This is a genomic window from Devosia sp. J2-20 (genome assembly GCF_055808475.1).
The window spans coordinates 1,297,893-1,312,732 of record NZ_CM147870.1 but is presented as its reverse complement, the minus strand read 5'-3'; the positions used below and the strand labels follow the sequence as shown (position 1 = coordinate 1,312,732).

19 protein-coding genes are annotated in these 14,840 nt (G+C 60.2%); 9 read left to right on the top strand and 10 right to left on the bottom strand.

The genetic code is table 11. The annotated features are described in order from the left end of the window. Positions 1 to 17 precede the first annotated feature (17 nt). Together AC0L37_RS06430 and AC0L37_RS06425 are read left to right on the top strand one after the other, a co-directional pair. The gene (locus AC0L37_RS06430) at positions 18 to 578 is read left to right on the top strand and encodes a hypothetical protein (protein ID WP_282221661.1); all 561 of its coding nucleotides are present in this window, start codon (positions 18 to 20) and stop codon (positions 576 to 578) included. Positions 579 to 719: 141 nt separating this feature from the next. Then, a complete protein-coding gene (locus AC0L37_RS06425) occupies positions 720 to 1,352 on the top strand; it encodes a transglutaminase-like cysteine peptidase (RefSeq protein ID WP_212657584.1) in 633 nt (210 codons plus the stop codon). Between the two features lie 140 nt (positions 1,353 to 1,492). Here the strand turns inward: AC0L37_RS06425 and AC0L37_RS06420 are convergent, their stop codons facing one another. Next, positions 1,493 to 1,813, bottom strand: coding sequence for a DUF6949 family protein (locus AC0L37_RS06420; protein ID WP_282221662.1), 321 nt, complete (start codon positions 1,811 to 1,813; stop codon positions 1,493 to 1,495). Positions 1,814 to 1,993: 180 nt separating this feature from the next. Between AC0L37_RS06420 and AC0L37_RS06415 the strand changes: the two genes are divergently transcribed. Continuing rightward, positions 1,994 to 2,608, top strand: coding sequence for a hypothetical protein (locus tag AC0L37_RS06415; RefSeq protein WP_212657582.1), 615 nt, complete (start codon positions 1,994 to 1,996; stop codon positions 2,606 to 2,608). Between the two features lie 3 nt (positions 2,609 to 2,611). Here AC0L37_RS06415 and AC0L37_RS06410 read toward each other — a convergent pair whose 3' ends face one another. The 3 genes from AC0L37_RS06410 to AC0L37_RS06400 all read right to left on the bottom strand — a co-directional run bounded on the left by AC0L37_RS06410 (position 2,612) and on the right by AC0L37_RS06400 (position 4,634). Next, entirely contained in the window at positions 2,612 to 2,830 is a 219-nt protein-coding gene (locus tag AC0L37_RS06410) for a DUF3126 family protein (RefSeq protein WP_212657581.1), read from the bottom strand. Positions 2,831 to 2,944: 114 nt separating this feature from the next. Then, a complete protein-coding gene (gene cysE / locus AC0L37_RS06405) occupies positions 2,945 to 3,784 on the bottom strand; it encodes a serine O-acetyltransferase (RefSeq protein WP_212657580.1) in 840 nt (279 codons plus the stop codon). A 79-nt stretch (positions 3,785 to 3,863) separates the two neighbouring features. Further along, positions 3,864 to 4,634, bottom strand: coding sequence for an alpha/beta fold hydrolase (locus tag AC0L37_RS06400; RefSeq protein ID WP_282221663.1), 771 nt, complete (start codon positions 4,632 to 4,634; stop codon positions 3,864 to 3,866). Between the two features lie 155 nt (positions 4,635 to 4,789). Between AC0L37_RS06400 and AC0L37_RS06395 the strand changes: the two genes are divergently transcribed. From AC0L37_RS06395 to AC0L37_RS06380, 4 genes are all read left to right on the top strand, one after another. Beyond that, entirely contained in the window at positions 4,790 to 5,035 is a 246-nt protein-coding gene (locus AC0L37_RS06395; protein ID WP_212657578.1) for a zinc-finger domain-containing protein, read from the top strand. A 12-nt stretch (positions 5,036 to 5,047) separates the two neighbouring features. Then, positions 5,048 to 6,277 carry an FAD-dependent monooxygenase gene (locus AC0L37_RS06390; RefSeq protein WP_282221664.1) on the top strand — a complete coding sequence of 410 codons (1,230 nt, stop codon included), beginning with the start codon at positions 5,048 to 5,050 and terminating at the stop codon, positions 6,275 to 6,277. Between the two features lie 125 nt (positions 6,278 to 6,402). Next, a complete protein-coding gene (locus AC0L37_RS06385; protein WP_212657576.1) occupies positions 6,403 to 7,749 on the top strand; it encodes a TCR/Tet family MFS transporter in 1,347 nt (448 codons plus the stop codon). Beyond that, positions 7,727 to 8,209, top strand: coding sequence for a GNAT family N-acetyltransferase (locus AC0L37_RS06380; protein WP_269369462.1), 483 nt, complete (start codon positions 7,727 to 7,729; stop codon positions 8,207 to 8,209). Before AC0L37_RS06385 ends, AC0L37_RS06380 begins: the two co-directional genes overlap by 23 nt. Here AC0L37_RS06380 and AC0L37_RS06375 read toward each other — a convergent pair. Together AC0L37_RS06375 and gndA are read right to left on the bottom strand one after the other, a co-directional pair. Beyond that, positions 8,185 to 9,495 (bottom strand): chloride channel protein, encoded by a 1,311-nt coding sequence (locus tag AC0L37_RS06375; protein ID WP_282221665.1) that lies wholly within the window; start codon positions 9,493 to 9,495, stop codon positions 8,185 to 8,187. The two genes, AC0L37_RS06380 and AC0L37_RS06375, sit on opposite strands and share 25 nt — an antisense overlap. Positions 9,496 to 9,565: 70 nt before the next feature. Beyond that, positions 9,566 to 10,984: an NADP-dependent phosphogluconate dehydrogenase gene (gene gndA / locus AC0L37_RS06370; protein ID WP_282221666.1), complete on the bottom strand. Its 1,419-nt coding sequence runs from the start codon at positions 10,982 to 10,984 to the stop codon at positions 9,566 to 9,568. Between the two features lie 198 nt (positions 10,985 to 11,182). On the opposite strand from gndA, the gene AC0L37_RS06365 reads away from it, so the two are divergent. Continuing rightward, on the top strand, positions 11,183 to 11,947 hold the full coding sequence (locus tag AC0L37_RS06365; protein ID WP_282221667.1) for a glucose 1-dehydrogenase: 765 nt from the start codon (positions 11,183 to 11,185) through the stop codon (positions 11,945 to 11,947). A 3-nt stretch (positions 11,948 to 11,950) separates the two neighbouring features. Continuing rightward, positions 11,951 to 12,493 (top strand): gluconokinase, encoded by a 543-nt coding sequence (locus tag AC0L37_RS06360; RefSeq protein ID WP_282221668.1) that lies wholly within the window; start codon positions 11,951 to 11,953, stop codon positions 12,491 to 12,493. Here AC0L37_RS06360 and AC0L37_RS06355 read toward each other — a convergent pair. The 4 genes from AC0L37_RS06355 to AC0L37_RS06340 form a co-directional block, all read right to left on the bottom strand. Beyond that, the gene (locus tag AC0L37_RS06355; protein ID WP_282221669.1) at positions 12,477 to 13,379 is read right to left on the bottom strand and encodes a DMT family transporter; all 903 of its coding nucleotides are present in this window, start codon (positions 13,377 to 13,379) and stop codon (positions 12,477 to 12,479) included. The genes AC0L37_RS06360 and AC0L37_RS06355 overlap by 17 nt on opposite strands. A gap of 91 nt (positions 13,380 to 13,470) precedes the next feature. Continuing rightward, on the bottom strand, positions 13,471 to 13,974 hold the full coding sequence (locus tag AC0L37_RS06350) for a CYTH domain-containing protein (protein WP_269369403.1): 504 nt from the start codon (positions 13,972 to 13,974) through the stop codon (positions 13,471 to 13,473). Positions 13,975 to 13,976: 2 nt separating this feature from the next. Continuing rightward, positions 13,977 to 14,513 (bottom strand): methylated-DNA--[protein]-cysteine S-methyltransferase, encoded by a 537-nt coding sequence (locus tag AC0L37_RS06345; RefSeq protein ID WP_282221670.1) that lies wholly within the window; start codon positions 14,511 to 14,513, stop codon positions 13,977 to 13,979. Positions 14,514 to 14,618: 105 nt separating this feature from the next. Further along, positions 14,619 to 14,801: a CsbD family protein gene (locus tag AC0L37_RS06340; protein WP_212657568.1), complete on the bottom strand. Its 183-nt coding sequence runs from the start codon at positions 14,799 to 14,801 to the stop codon at positions 14,619 to 14,621. Positions 14,802 to 14,840 lie beyond the last annotated feature (39 nt).

The window sequence follows — 14,840 nt, the reverse complement described above, 5'->3', positions numbered from 1 at the left end:
TCCTGAGATCCGCAGCGATGCCATTGGCAGGATCGGTCATCGCCGGTTATCACACCGCCATGACAGCTATCCTGCGCCCCATCGCTATTGCCCTGGCCGTATGCCTATCGCTGACACTGGTTCAATCAGCCAGCGCCGACGGCCGCGCAGACTGGCGCAACTATGCATGGCAGAGCATCGATATCAGCTCATGCAATCCGGGAGGCTCTGCGCTCGCCTGCCCGCCATTTCACGAAAAATGGGACTGGAAGCGCGATCAATGGGTCGACATCGCCATTACGCTGAACCCTGCCAGCGGCAAGCTGGGTCTCAGCCAGCGTCTGACCAATAATGACGAGTATGATTACGACCATGTCTGCGTCACCGTGATCGTGGTCGATGCGGCCGGGCAGAACCTGATTGCGCATCACCAGAACTGGCTCGCGCGACGCAACGCCACCATGCAGGAAGACTTCACCTACCATTCTGAGCGTTTGGCGAGTGCCACGACGATTCATCTGGGCTCCAAACAGTGCCGCGAAGGCCGCAGCCAGGACGACGATGTCTATCAATCTGTACTCGCCAGACTCTCCTCCTGAACAGCGCAGGCTAAGCTGCTGGAATGCATGGTTAATCGATCCGGAATTCAATCGATAAAACACGCATAAAAACTACACGGCAGTTTTTCTATCGGGGCAAGTCGGCCTCTCTAACGTGGTCTCCATCAGGGAGATCACTCGATGAACACCAACAAAAAGGGACTGGGAACGGCACTGTTCGGCGCTTTGATCGCGCTGGCTCTTCTCGCCATCCCCGCCCAGGCACTGGACACCAACAACGCTGCATTTGTGCAGACGCTGTCCGGCACCACCAGCATTCCGGTTGGCCACGCCCAGTTCTGCCAGCAGCGGCCCAGTGAATGCCGCGCCAATGCGCAGCTCGTGCCAGCTGTCGCACTCAATGAAGCCCTCTGGCAGCAATTGCTCACAGTAAACGCTCATGTGAACGGCACAGTGGTGCCTGTGACCGATCAGGACCTCTATCGGGTCAACGAATTCTGGACCTATCCCAACGGCTATGGCGACTGTGAAGACTACGCACTGGCCAAACGCCGCGAGCTGATCAATGCCGGCTGGCCCGCCAGCACCTTGCTGATTGCTGTGGTCAAGCAGGCCAATGGCGAAGGCCACGCTGTGCTGATCGCCCGCACCGATCGCGGCGACCTGGTACTCGACAACCAGATCGGCTCAGTCGATCTGTGGAACGCCACCCCCTACAAATTCATCAAGCGTCAGTCTCAGGCCAATGCCGGCCAGTGGGTCGACATGATCGACAACCGCGAAGTGGTGTTTGCCACCGCCGGGATCAACTAGCGCAACAACCAGTTTCCGGACCCCGCCCCAAGCCTATCCCTGATAGGGGTCTGATGAATGAGGCCAGCTTCGTTTCGCGAAGCTGGCCTCATTGCGTCGGCGCATAAGCGCTGCCGGGTGACGTCCGGCAGCAAGCGCGCCTAATACCGAATGGCGACGTAGGCGCCCATGAACATCAAGCCCGTAACGAACGCCCAGCCAAAGGCTACAACCGCCGAGACGAGCATCGATGTCATCGACATGGTGCCATCATCTTCATGGCGCCAGCCCAGCTGCAGCATGATGTAGGGGCCGCAAACAAAGCTCATGGCCAGATTGCCCATGGAGCCAACAAAGCTGTTGCCGTCATAGCGCAGCGCAGCCTGCTGTTTCGACAACCACTGATAGGCATGGGTCCCCGCTCCCGCCAGGCAAAGCCCCACACAAATCAAGAACGCGGCCAGTATCAGTTCCTTGGTCATGACGTTCGACCCCTTAATGTGCGGCGCTAGACGCAACCCGCAAATCTTAACCCTTAATTAAGCATATTGACCGCCCAATCGTCTGTCACCTCTCCACACCGAATCTGGTTAACGCTGGTAATGAGTTCTCCACACGTCCCAGCGCCTCAAGCTCACGCCCCACACGGCTTGGCCTACAACATGGCTGGCATCGCCGTTCTGGTGCTGCTGATCGCCGTGGGCATGGCCTATCTGATCGATGAATTGAGCCGATCAACACGCCCCCACGTTCCAAGCCTTAGCGACGGCAACACCATCACCCAAACCATATCCGGTCGCGAACTGGCTATTCCCACAGCGTGGTTCCGCTTCGGGGAGCAGATCCGCAGCGGCTTCACCAATCAGATTGATTTGCGCGTCATGCTCACCGGCAACGATGGCGCGGCCATGCCCGTGGACGTGACCCTGCTGCCACGCAGCCGGGCGCGCACCAGCGCCAGCCTGCTCGACGGCGTGTATTTGCATCAATTTACCGATGAGACGCTGACTGGCGTGCCCGGACTGGTGGGCAAGCCCATGCAAGACAGCAATGGCTTTTCCGGCGAGAGCGTCTGGTATGACGCCATCTCACCCAACCCGTTCGTGGCAAAATGTCTTGAGGCTGTGGCGGCAGAGGGCACGCAGCAATGTGTGCGCACCGTCTATCTGCCCAGCGGCATGGCCGCCATTTACGCGTTTGACGCCACGGTTTTGCAATCGTGGCGCCAGTTTGATGCCGAGATCGAGCGCTGGCTCACAACCATCGGCGCATATTGATCGCTATTCGATATCGTCCAGATCAATATCCAGGATCGACATGTTGAAGATGTAGGACTTGTCCCCGTCTTCGTCGTCCAGGTGAATCAATCCCACCGATTCCTCGCCGATATAGACCTCAACCGAGTCGTTGAGCTTGGGGCGGGGCCGCACATCAATATTGGGATTGTTGAACTTCACCTGCAGGAACTTCTGCAGCTTGATGATCTCGGGTTGGTTCACTGTCGATGTCCTGCTGGTTTGGGTTGAGCCGGCAATCTAGTCACCAACGCCCTGCATACAACCCCTGATAAATGGCATTTTAGCGGTGACAACTGCCAGCGCCGCCTTGCAGCGCTAGCTGCCAGCGTCGTGCACGAGCACCATCTGGTCCATCACCAGCGCTGGCTGGGCGCATCCGGCGGTGCCGATAACCTTGGCAGGCACACCGGCGACAGTCACCCGTGGCGGCACTTCCTTGAGCACTACCGAACCAGCGCCTACCCGCGAGCAGTCCCCGATCTTGATATTACCCAGCACCTTGGCGCCCGCGCCAATCAGCACACCATTGCCGATCTTGGGGTGACGATCCTGATCGGACTTGCCCGTACCGCCCAGGGTAACGCCCTGAAGGATCGATACATTGTCGCCAACCACTGCTGTTTCGCCAATCACCAGACCGGTACCATGATCGAGCATGATCCCCTTGCCGATCACCACGGCCGGGTTGATGTCTACCTGGAAGACCTGGCTTGAACGGCTTTGCAGGTAGAGCGCAAAATCGCGTCGTCCGGCCTTGTACATGGCATGGGCAAAGCGATGTGTCTGAATGGCTTGATAACCCTTGAAGAACAACAAGGGCTCGATCGCACGATGGCAGGCCGGATCACGCTCCAGCGTTGCCGCCAGGTCTGCGCGCGCATTGGCGGCGATCTCAGGGAAATCCTGCAGGATCTCGGCAAAGGCCTGTCGGATCAGATCCGAGGAAACGTCTTCATGATCAAGGCGCGCCGCCAGACGGTGCGCCAGCGCCTGCTCAAAAGTCTCGTGGTTGAGCACAGCCGAAACCGCCAGACTAGCCAGTGACGGCTCGGCTTCAACAATCTGCCGCGCCCCTGCCCGCACAGCCTCCCACACCGGATCGACCGATTTGATCGCTGCTCGAGCTTTGGCTGCTGTCTTGGCGCTGGTTGTCATGGCGGGGCTCCGCTTTATCGTCTGGCACCGATATAGGCCAATTCGTCCTGCAAGACAAAGCCCGGGCACACCATTTGGTTCACGAATGGCTGTTCGAGGGGAACGTTCTGCTCAAAAATGCCAGTCCCGCTGCCTTGAACGCCTTGTCCCCGGTGGCGCGCATGTGATCGCGCTTGGGAATCACAAAGGCTTCGCCCTGAGGCATCAACTTTGCCAGTGGCTCTGGCGGCCCGGCCATGGCGTCCGTTTCGCCCACAGCCACCAGGGCCGGCACATTGATGCGCCGCACATCGGCACGCGCCATCGGTGCGCGGGAGGTTTCCATGCATGCAGCAAGGGCTTCACGGTCCGACTTGGTATGATCGGCGAAGATCCTGAACTGCCGCGCGGTCGGGTGTGTCAGCGCCTCCAGTGAGGGCGCCCGCAGACCGGCAATGATGTCATTTCCGTCGCTGAGACCATTGATCAGGTTCATCCCCATGCCACCGAAGACGACACACGCGACGCGCTCCTCGTGCTCAAAGGCCATGAATGCCGCGATGCGGGCGCCCATTGAGTAGCCGAGCACTGCGGCTTGCTGGAGGTCCAGATGATCCAGCAGCGCCACCGCGTCGCGGGCCATATCCTGCGGATGATAGCGCTCGGGATCATGCGGCTTGTCAGACTTGCCGTGGCCACGATTGTCCAGCGTGATGGCCGAATATCCCGCGTTAACGAGCGTCTCGACCCAGCCGACATCGACCCAGTTAACCTGCCCGCTCGAGGCAAATCCGTGAATGCACAGCACGGGCGGGCCCTCGCCGACAATCTCGTAATTCAGGGTCAGGCCGTCGGATTGGAAAGTGGGCATGTTTCTCACCAGATGCTGCGCGTGCGAACCGTTAGGGTCTGTTCGCGGGAATGAAGCACGAAATCAATAGCTGATTGGTTTGTCCGAGCCTTCCCTTGCCCCAAGGCTTGGACTAAGGTCCGGCCAAATCAAATCATCGCACCGGGTTCTTTTCGATGGCACACGGCACAACGCCTCACTTCCACAATACCGAAGGTCTTCGTCAGATCGAGGTCGGGTCCAAGGAATTCCAGTGCATTGGCGCCCTGCCCCCGTTTGACCATCCTCATATCTATCTCGATATGGGCAAGGACAGCGAGATCGTCTGCCCATATTGCTCGACCCACTACGTGTTCAATTCGCGTCTGGACGAAGGCACCTCGAACCCGCTTTCGGCTGTCTATCAGGCCGACGCTGCCTAAGTCGGCGCGCAAATGCCGGGCACAGGCAGGACCTATTACATTGCTGGCGCCGGCATTAGCGGTCTGACGCTGGCCTTGGCCTTGGCCAAATTTGGCGCCACTGTTGTGGTACTCGAGCGCAATGCCGTTATCTCCGAGTTTGGCGCGGGGCTGCAGGTCAGCCCAAACGCCCGCAGGGTTCTCGACCAACTCGGCTTGGAAGCGGCCATAGCCAAACGCAGCCTCGAGCCTGCGGGCATCGACATCTACCCATATCGAAAAACCCGGCCCTTGGTCACGCTGGCGCTCGGTCAGACCATGCAGGAGCGTTTTGGCGCTCCCTATGTGATCATGCATCGCGCTGATCTGGCGGATGCGCTCTACAAGGCAACCCGACGCTTCGCCAATATCGATATCCTGTTCGGCGTGCGCAACTGGGACGTGGTTTCCCACGCGCGCGGCGTGACGGTTTCCATCGACGAAGCGGATGGGCAGACCCGCACCAGTCGCGGCAACGCTTTCATCGGCGCCGATGGTGTCCGCTCACAAACCCGCCTTGATCTGCTCGGCGGGCCTCACGCGCAGGACCGCAAGCGAGTCGCCTGGCGGACCCTGTTGCCTTTCGATTCGGTTGCCGATGAACTGGCGCTCGATCGCGTCTCGGTTCTGTTCGGCCCGGGTTACCACATGGTCTGCTACCCGTTGCCGCACCGCAGACAGGTCAATGTCGCCCTTTTTGCCAGAGTGCCACGCATACCAACCAAGGCGACACCACTGCCGCTGACAAATGTCGACAGCCGCCATATAGCCACCATCGTCAAAGCCGCTGGCGAGACTTGGACACCTTGGCCGCTCTACACTGTCGACGCTTCCCACTGGTATGAAGGCAATATCGGCCTGATCGGCGACGCCGCCCATGCCATGGTGCCTTTTCAGGCACAGGGCGCAGCGATGGGCATTGAAGACGCCGCAGTTCTGGCTCCCCTACTGATCAGCCAACCCAGCGCCGACGAAGCCTTCGCGCGCTATCAAGCCATTCGCCAGCCGCGCGTATCTCGTGTCTCGGCCGCCAGCACGACCAATGGCCGGATTTTCCACATGCCCTGGCCATTGAGCATAGCACGCGATCTGGTGATTGCTGCGCAGGGCAGCCACGGCCATCTGCGCCGACTGGCTTGGCTGTATGGTCATGATGCCGATCCAAAAATCGAAGTGAATCACCTTGTCAACGCCGCACCGCAAGGGCCTGAAACGACTCGATAAGTGAGCGCCGCGCGCCCTCACAATCGATACCCTGCGTCCTTCGGCCTTGCTTTGGTCGCACCGGCTGTGTCAACTGCGCGACACACCCACTGGCCCTCCCGGATTTCACAAGTAAGCGCCCAAGTATGCAAGCTGCGACCCGCTCACGCCTGACTCTCGCCTGCATCCTGGTGACGATCCTGCTTGATATGATCGGTGTTGGCATCATTGTGCCGGTACTGCCTGAACTACTGGAAGAACTGACCGGCGGCAGCGTCGCCAATGCCGCGGTCATCGGCGGCTATCTCATCTTCGCCTATGCCTTCATGCAGTTCGTCTTTTCGCCAGTCTTGGGCAATCTGTCTGATCGCTTCGGGCGCCGCCCGGTCCTCTTGGCATCCCTGCTGGGCCTGACCTTTGACTATGCCATGATGTCGATCGCACCGGTCGTCTGGTATCTGTTTGTGGGTCGGATTATCGCGGGTATCGCCGGCGCCGCCGTCGCCACGGCCACAGCCTATATGGCAGACATCACCCCACCCCATAAGCGGACCCATCGTTTTGGACTGATCGGCGCCGCTTTCGGCCTGGGGTTTATCATCGGCCCCGTAATTGGTGGCGAGCTGGGCGAAATCGGCCCGCGCGTGCCGTTCATGGCCGCCGCCGGACTGGCCTTCGCCAACTTCCTGTTTGGCCTGCTGGTCCTGCCCGAAAGCCTGCCCAAGCATTCGCGCCGCAAGTTCGATATCCGGCGCGCCAACCCATTCGGTGCCATCATCGCCCTGCGCCAGTATCCGCTGGTCGTCTGGCTGCTGGGCGTGCTGTTCGCCTTTTCGCTGGCCGCGCAGGCGCTGCCGACGGTGTTCAGCTATTTCACAGTTGAGGTGTTCCAGTTCACCTCATCCAATATTGGCCGCGCGCTGGGTGCCTTCGGTATCGGTTTTGCCATCAGCCAGGCTGTTCTGGTCGGGCCCATGGTCAAACGCATGGGCGAACCACCCGTGGCCATGCTGGGCCTGCTGGCTGCCGCCGTAGCCTTTGCAGGCGTCGCCTTCACGGACGAGGTCTTCTACCTCTACGTCTTCATCATGATCGGCGCGATCAGCGGTCTGGCTCCGCCTGCCATCAACGGCATTCTATCGCGTCAGGTCCCCGACAATGCGCAGGGGGAACTGCAGGGCGCGGTCAACGCCGCCAATTCGTTGGCCACCATTATTGGCCCGCTCGCCGCTACTCAGATTTTCTCCTATTTCACCAGTAGCCCGACCGCCGCCAACTACTATCCCGGCGCGCCTTTCCTTGCGGCAGCGATCTGCGTCGTTGTGGCTCTGGCGATCTTCGCATTTGCCGCATGGCGTTTCGAGCTGGGCCACCGCCCCTCGATCGCCAACAAACCGCTTGTTCCGGATATGGCACCGCCTGGTCAGATCCGGGTACCGCCAATCGATGAAGACGAAGATGATGACAATAATCCAGATTCGCCCCGCAACTGAGGACGACACCTATCCCATCCTCGATATCGTCGCGCCGACCCTGGCCGCTGGCGATACCTACGCTGTCCGCTCCGATCTCGATGACGCCGCCGTTCTCGCCTATTGGCTGGGCCCGACCCACGAGGTTTTCGTGGCCGAATGCGACGGCAATATCCTGGGCACCTATTATCTGATGGCCAATCAGCAGGGCGGCGGCGACCACGTTGCCAATTGCGGCTACATGACCGCCCACAATGCGCGCGGCAAAGGCATCGCACGGGCCATGTGCGAACACTCTCTGGAACGCGCACGCGAGCGTGGCTTCCGCGCCATGCAGTTCAACCATGTGGTCTCAACCAATACCGGCGCCATCGCGCTCTGGCGCAAGCTGGGCTTTGAGATCGTCGGCACCCTGCCCGAGGCGTTCCGTCACCCAGAGCATGGCTATGTCGACAGCTACGTGATGTTCCGTTCACTGTGAGACTTGCGCAGGATCTGATGCGCCAGGGCATGATAAATGCCCTCCTTGCACACGCTCTTGGACACAAATGACGCGATCACCGCGCACATCATGACCGGAAAGATCAACGCGTGATTGCCGGTCATTTCTGTCACAATCACGAAAGCGGTAATCGGTGCCTGCAACACCGCTGCCAGATAGGCCGCCATGCACATGATCGCCAGGGCGCCGATCGGAATGTGCAGCATACCCTGCAAAAGGGTGGCAAACCCCGCGCCAATCGACAGCGATGGCGAAAAAATACCACCCGGAATGCCGCTGATGGCGGTGGCAATGGTAGCAATCAACTTGAGCGGTCCAAACAGACCCGTGATGTCTTCACCTGCCAGAATGGCCTTGGCTTCTTCCGCACTGGTGCCGAAAGCAGCCCCGCCTGTCAGCACACCCGCAACAGCGACGATCATGCCGCAAATGGCGGCAAACAGTACCGGATGCTTCTTGATCACACGGCCGGCGCGTCCGGGCAGGCCTACTGCAAACGCGATGACCACACGGCTGAAACCGCCGCCAGCCAGCCCGCACACCAGCCCGACCACGGGCACAGCAATCCACTGGGCCCCGATTTCCAGCGTCACGGCCGACCGGCCAAAATAGGTATAATCGCCCAGTATCGCCAGTGACGTCAGCCCGGCCACGATCACCGTGCCCAGAACCAGTCCACTGGTGCGCAGCTCAAACGAGCGGCTCATCTCTTCGATGCCGAACACAATCCCGGCCAATGGCGCATTGAACGCTGCCGCCACACCGCCGGCGGCACCCGCCAGAAGCAGGCCCGGTTGACGGTGCGGCGCGAACCGGCCCAACCAGAACATTACCGATGCCCCAACCTGCACGGTGGGTCCCTCGCGGCCAGCCGAAGCCCCCAGCAGCAGCCCGGCGCTGAGCAGGAACATCTTGGCGACCGCCAGCTTGGGCGAAACCAGCTTTTGCTTGGCCTTCAGATCCGTCATCTGGCGCGCGGCTATTACCTGTGGAATCCCGCTGCCCTGCGCACCGTTGAAATAGCGCTGTGTTACCCAGGCGAGAAGGGCGAAACCGGCGGGCGTTATCAGCAACGGCAAATAGGGCCACTGGTGCTGCGCCATGCGGAACAGGTGTTGCGCCCCGTCAGCCATGAAGGCCATGGCGACTGCCGCCAGCCCGACGAACACGCCACCCACCACAAACAGCGCTCGACGACGCAAGCGCGGCAGCCAGATTCGACGCCAACGGAGATTGAGCGCCTGTTTGAAGCTGCGGGTCGCCATGGTCGTTCCAGTCAAAATGCAAAAGGCGCCGATCCGGAGATCAGCGCCTTTCGTTTAATCACCCTGAGGCTTACTTGCCCAGCGTTGATGGCCAGGTTCCGTGCAGATCGGTACCACGTCCAACGATTTCAAAGCCATGCGCGCCAAAGAAGTCGCGCTGCCCCTGAATCAGGTTCGCGGTACCCTGGGCCTGACGATAGCTGTCGAAATAGCTCAGCGCGGCCGACAGGCAGATCATCGGAAATTCGCCAACAGCAGCAGCTGCAACAACCTTGCGCAGCGATGGGTGGGCATCCTTCATCAGCGACACGAAGTCAGGCACCACCAGAAGATTGACATTACCACCCTTGGCATAGGCAGCAGACATCTGGTCAAGGAAGCGCGAGCGGATAATGCAGCCGGCGCGCCAGATCTTGGCAATGGTTGCCAGTGGCAAGGCCCAGCCGTTTTCTTCCGATGCCTTGGCGATAACGGCAAAGCCCTGTGCGTAGGAAACGATCTTGCCAGCCAGCAGAGCCTGTTCGAGATCGGCCAGCGTCACTTCGGTCTTGGCACGGTTCGGTTTGCCATAAATGGTTTCAGCCGCGACGCGTTCTTCCTTGCGTGAGGAGATCGAACGGGCAGCCACGGCGCCTTCGATGGCTGTTGCCGGCACGCCCATCTGCTGCGCGGCAATTGCCGACCACACGCCAGTACCCTTCTGACCAGCCTTGTCGAGAATCAACTCAACCAGTGGCTTGCCCGTGTCGCCATCGACCGCCGCCAGCACATGACCGGTGATTTCGATCAGGTAGGAATTCAGCGGACCCTTGTTCCATTCCTTGAACACGTCGGCGCATTCGCTCGGGCTCATGCCCAGACCGTCACGCATCACGCCATAGACTTCAGCGATCATCTGCATATCGCCATATTCAATGCCGTTATGGATGGTCTTGACGAAGTGGCCCGCGCCGCCTTCGCCCAGATAGGCGCAGCAGCTCTCGCCATTGAATTTGGCGGCAATTGCCGTCAACACCGCCTCGGCATTGTGCCACTGTTCTTTGGAGCCACCCACCATGATGGATGGGCCGTGACGGGCACCCTCTTCACCACCCGACACACCTGCGCCGAGATAGCCAATGCCCTTGGGCTTGAGATAGTCGAAGCGGCGCTGCGTATCGGTGAACAGCGAATTGCCGCACTCGATGATCGCATCGCCCTTGTCCAGATGCGGCAGCAACTGCTCGATCATGTCGTCGACTGGCTTGCCGGCCTTGACCATGATGATGATCGAGCGTGGGCTCTTCACGGCCTGGACGAACTCTGCAAGATCGTATTTGGGGACAGTCTTGCCATCCAGTCCCTGCGCCTTGGCTTCTTCCACGAACTCGTCAATGCGCCCGGACGACCGGTTGTGGACAGCAATGGTGTAGCCTTTTTCGGCGATGTTGAGGGCCAGGTTTGAGCCCATCACAGCAAGGCCGATCAGGCCGATATCCGCTGTCGACATACTAGCAGTCCTTCCGAAGATTTTTCGCATAAGATGCGCGCAACGCCTGCCGCGCGGCGGCGAACCTGACCACAATCCGGCGTTCGAAGAAAGCCGTTTTCAAGCAATTTTTGGGCAAATTCACCTTCTTGTATGGTAGTTTTTCTTGTTAGTTGAAGCAAGCCCTCTCGCCTCGTCCTCTGTTCGGAGACATTTTTGATGCCCTCTCCCTTTGACCTGACCGGCAAACGCGCCCTTGTTACCGGCTCCAGTCGTGGCCTTGGCCTCGCCATGGCCAAGGCTCTGGCCGAGGCCGGCGCTACCGTAGTGCTCAACGCGCGCGACGCCGTTGCCTTGGGCGCCGCTGCGCAGGATCTGGCAGCAACCGGTGCCACTGTGCACGCCGTCGCCTTTGATGTGACCAATCGCGAAAGCATTAATGAAGCGATCAACCACATTGAGGATGAAATCGGGCCCATCGACATTCTGGTCAACAATGCGGGCATGCAGTTCCGCTCAAGCCTTGAGTCGTTCCCGCCCGAAAAGTTCGATCAGCTCATCGCTACCAATTTGACTTCCGTGTTCAATGTCAGCCAGCCAGTATCACGCCACATGATCTCGCGCGGCCAGGGCAAGATCATCAATACCTGCTCCCTGATGTCCGGCATGGCCCGTGCCGCCATCGCCCCCTATGCGGCCAGCAAGGCGGCAGTGGCCAATATAACCCGCGGCATGGCAGTTGACTGGGCGCCGCACGGTCTGAACGTCAACGGCATTGCCCCCGGTTATTTCGCGACCGAGCTCAATGAGAGTCTGTCCAAGGACCCCAAATTCAACAGCTGGCTAGAAGCCCGCACGCCGATGGGACGCTGGGGCAGGCCCGAGGAACTGGGCGGCGCAGTTGTGTTCCTTGCATCGGAAGCCGCCAGCTTCATCAACGGCCACATCCTGTATGTGGATGGCGCCTTCTCGGCTACGGCCTGATCCATGAGCCAGCCCCCTGCCCGCATCATCATTGCCATGGGCGTCAGCTCCTCGGGCAAATCGACCGTTGGCCAGTCCATCGCCCGCCGCCTGCATGTGCCGTTTCTGGATGGTGACGGCTACCACCCCGACGCCAATGTCGAAAAAATGCGGGCGGGCACGCCGCTAACCGATGAGGATCGGTGGCCGTGGCTCGAACGGCTTGCCCTCGCACTGCATGAAGCGGCCGACCGGAAGGATGCTGCTGTCGGCGCGTGCTCAGCCCTCAAACGCAGCTATCGCGATTTTCTGACCCAGAAAGCGGGCGAACCAATTCTGTTCGTCTATCTGGACGGCAGCCGCGACGTGATCGGTGAGCGCATGGCCAGACGCAGCCATGAGTACATGCCCACCAGCCTGCTCGACAGCCAATTCGCCACGCTTGAGGCACCTGATCCGACTACTGAGAACGTGTTCATCGTGCCGGTCACCGACAGCGTCGAGAAGATTACCCAGACGGTGACCAAGTCCCTGACGCACCTGAAGAGCTTCAAACGCTGGCAGTAGAGGGGCGCCGGAAGGCGCCCTGGCCATAGGCCACGGTCAGGGCGGCTGACACGATCACAACAGCACCTGCGATCGTCCAGATATCCAGATGCACGCTGAGCAGCACCGCATCGAACATGAAAGCCCACAGGATGCCGGTATATTCATAGCCGGCCAGCAACGTGACCGGCGCCCGCGCGACGGCCTCCGTCATGAACACATGTCCAAGCCCGCCCAGGATACCAGCGCCGACCAGCAGCAACTGGATTTGGCCATGCAGCTCAGGCCAGCCGAATGGTAGCGTCGCCAGACCAAACAGCGTGCTGAGCACCCCAAAAGACAATGCAATACTGGCTGGCGGGTCGGTGCGCGTCAGGTCTTTGACCTGCACACGCGACAAGGCACTCGTTGCGGCCATGCCTACGCCGGCGGCTATGCCGATCAGTGTGCCGTCGCGCATCTCGGCACCCGTCAGCTCTGGAAAAAGCATCAACAGCACCCCGGCCAGCCCCATCGCAACACCCGCGACAACGATCAGACTGGGGCGCTCGCGCAGGATCACAATTGCAGCCAGCATCGACAGGATGGGCGTCAAATAGCTTAGAGCGGTCGCAACGCTGACCGAGAGATAGGCCAGTGCCGTAAAGTTGAGGCCCATCACGATGCAACCCAATACGCCGCGCAACAGATGCTTGCCAGGCCGCTTGGTCCGCAACGCCACCCCCAATTGGCCCCGCAGTGCCAGATAGATGACGATGGGCGGCAGAGCGACAGCACTGCGCCAGAAGATCAATTGTCCGAGCGTGGCCGACGAAGTCGCCGCATGGATGATCGTCGACATTGCGATCAGGCAGAACAGGCCACATGTGGCGAGCAACAGGGCAAGGCGGGAATTGGATGCGGGCATCTGGGCTCTATCGACGCCAACGCATTGCCATGCAACATAAAACTGATGCAACAGCGCTGATATAACGTTTCCTACGCGCGCAGAGTACCGCTCAGCTCAGGTCAGAAGGCGCCAAAACGTCCTCTTCACATGCTGGAACGCCGGGCGTACGTGACAGGCTGGCATTGGCATAGCGGTCATCGTGGCTGACTTCAGCGCCGACCCAGTCCGGTAGGGGAACAGGCTGATCGGGCGCTTCCAGTTCGACCTCGGCCATTACCAGGCCGCTATGGGCACCCTCGAACACGTCGACTTCCCAGACAAAGCCAGCATGCGGCACCAGAAACCGACGCTTCTGGATCACATGGGGTCGCGCCATCTCCAGAAGCTCACGGGCCTCTTCGATCGGAATGGCATATTCAAATTCTGATCTGGAGAGCCCTTCTGCTACTCCTTTCAGCGTCAAAATGCCATGCGCATCATCCTTGGTGCGTACCCGCACGGTCGCCTTGGCGTTCGAGGACAGATAGCCTTGCTGCAGTGCTGCACTACTGGTCACGCCGTCGCGCCAGCCATCCGAGCGCACCAGAAACTTTCGTTCAATCTCGATGCCCATCGCTAGAATCCAAACCCCATCTGCCCCACTGGCGCGCCTACCGACACGCCTTCAAGTGCCAGCATCCGTAGCTTGGACAAAGCACCACCCGGCGCTGAGAAGCCACCGGCCTTGCCATTGCTGGCGAGCACACGATGACACGGGATGACCAGTGGGATGGGGTTGGCACCCATTGCCTGTCCCACGGCGCGTGACAGCGCCGCATCGCCCAGCGTCTTGGCGAGAGCGCCATATGTGGTGGTCTGACCCCATCCGCAGGCCAGCAGCGCCTGATAGGCCGCGCGGTGAAACGACGGCACAGCCGTCAGATCCAACCGTGTCTGCTCAAAGGACACCGCAGCGCCGTCGGCATAGTCTTCAATCTGGTTGATGAGCACTTCGACCGCCCGGCTCGGTACACCCGGAACGCCACCATCGCGGTTGATCCGCGTCGCCAGTTCATCAGGCTCAAGCCCCGGCAATTGCAGTCGCGCAAGGCCGGTGTCGGTCCAGCCAATGCCGAACGCGCCCAAAGCCGTTTGAAAGATCGTAGTTTCCATCGGGCGATCCTATCGTGCCCGGCCAGGGCCACACCAGCGCCTTGCAACCACCAGGCACAAAAAAGCCGCCCACATGGGGCGGCTCATATGCGCATCTGCAGATACTTACTTCTTCAGCGCATCGCGCGCGTCGTCTTTGAGCTCGCCGGCCTTCTGCTGCAGCTTGCCTTCAGCCTTGTCGAGCTTGCCTTCGGCCTGGAGTTTCTCGTTGTCGGTCGCACCGCCAACGGCGTCCTTGACCGAACCCTTGACCTGCTTGCCAGCGCCTTCAACTTCATCTTTGTGCATGGGAGTCTCCTGTGTCTGTTGTTGCTTTCACAACGGGCC

Coding starts and splice junctions, on each gene's coding strand:
- AC0L37_RS06385 (WP_212657576.1), top strand. CDS start 6,403: ATGCAAGCTGCGACCCGCTCACGCCTGACTCTCGCCTGCATCCTGGTG.
- AC0L37_RS06340 (WP_212657568.1), bottom strand. CDS start 14,801: ATGCACAAAGATGAAGTTGAAGGCGCTGGCAAGCAGGTCAAGGGTTCG.
- AC0L37_RS06425 (WP_212657584.1), top strand. CDS start 720: ATGAACACCAACAAAAAGGGACTGGGAACGGCACTGTTCGGCGCTTTG.
- AC0L37_RS06390 (WP_282221664.1), top strand. CDS start 5,048: ATGCCGGGCACAGGCAGGACCTATTACATTGCTGGCGCCGGCATTAGC.
- AC0L37_RS06430 (WP_282221661.1), top strand. CDS start 18: ATGCCATTGGCAGGATCGGTCATCGCCGGTTATCACACCGCCATGACA.
- AC0L37_RS06355 (WP_282221669.1), bottom strand. CDS start 13,379: ATGCCCGCATCCAATTCCCGCCTTGCCCTGTTGCTCGCCACATGTGGC.
- AC0L37_RS06375 (WP_282221665.1), bottom strand. CDS start 9,495: ATGGCGACCCGCAGCTTCAAACAGGCGCTCAATCTCCGTTGGCGTCGA.
- AC0L37_RS06350 (WP_269369403.1), bottom strand. CDS start 13,974: ATGGGCATCGAGATTGAACGAAAGTTTCTGGTGCGCTCGGATGGCTGG.
- gndA (WP_282221666.1), bottom strand. CDS start 10,984: ATGTCGACAGCGGATATCGGCCTGATCGGCCTTGCTGTGATGGGCTCA.
- AC0L37_RS06400 (WP_282221663.1), bottom strand. CDS start 4,634: ATGCCCACTTTCCAATCCGACGGCCTGACCCTGAATTACGAGATTGTC.
- AC0L37_RS06420 (WP_282221662.1), bottom strand. CDS start 1,813: ATGACCAAGGAACTGATACTGGCCGCGTTCTTGATTTGTGTGGGGCTT.
- AC0L37_RS06395 (WP_212657578.1), top strand. CDS start 4,790: ATGGCACACGGCACAACGCCTCACTTCCACAATACCGAAGGTCTTCGT.
- AC0L37_RS06360 (WP_282221668.1), top strand. CDS start 11,951: ATGAGCCAGCCCCCTGCCCGCATCATCATTGCCATGGGCGTCAGCTCC.
- AC0L37_RS06415 (WP_212657582.1), top strand. CDS start 1,994: ATGGCTGGCATCGCCGTTCTGGTGCTGCTGATCGCCGTGGGCATGGCC.
- AC0L37_RS06345 (WP_282221670.1), bottom strand. CDS start 14,513: ATGGAAACTACGATCTTTCAAACGGCTTTGGGCGCGTTCGGCATTGGC.
- cysE (WP_212657580.1), bottom strand. CDS start 3,784: ATGACAACCAGCGCCAAGACAGCAGCCAAAGCTCGAGCAGCGATCAAA.
- AC0L37_RS06365 (WP_282221667.1), top strand. CDS start 11,183: ATGCCCTCTCCCTTTGACCTGACCGGCAAACGCGCCCTTGTTACCGGC.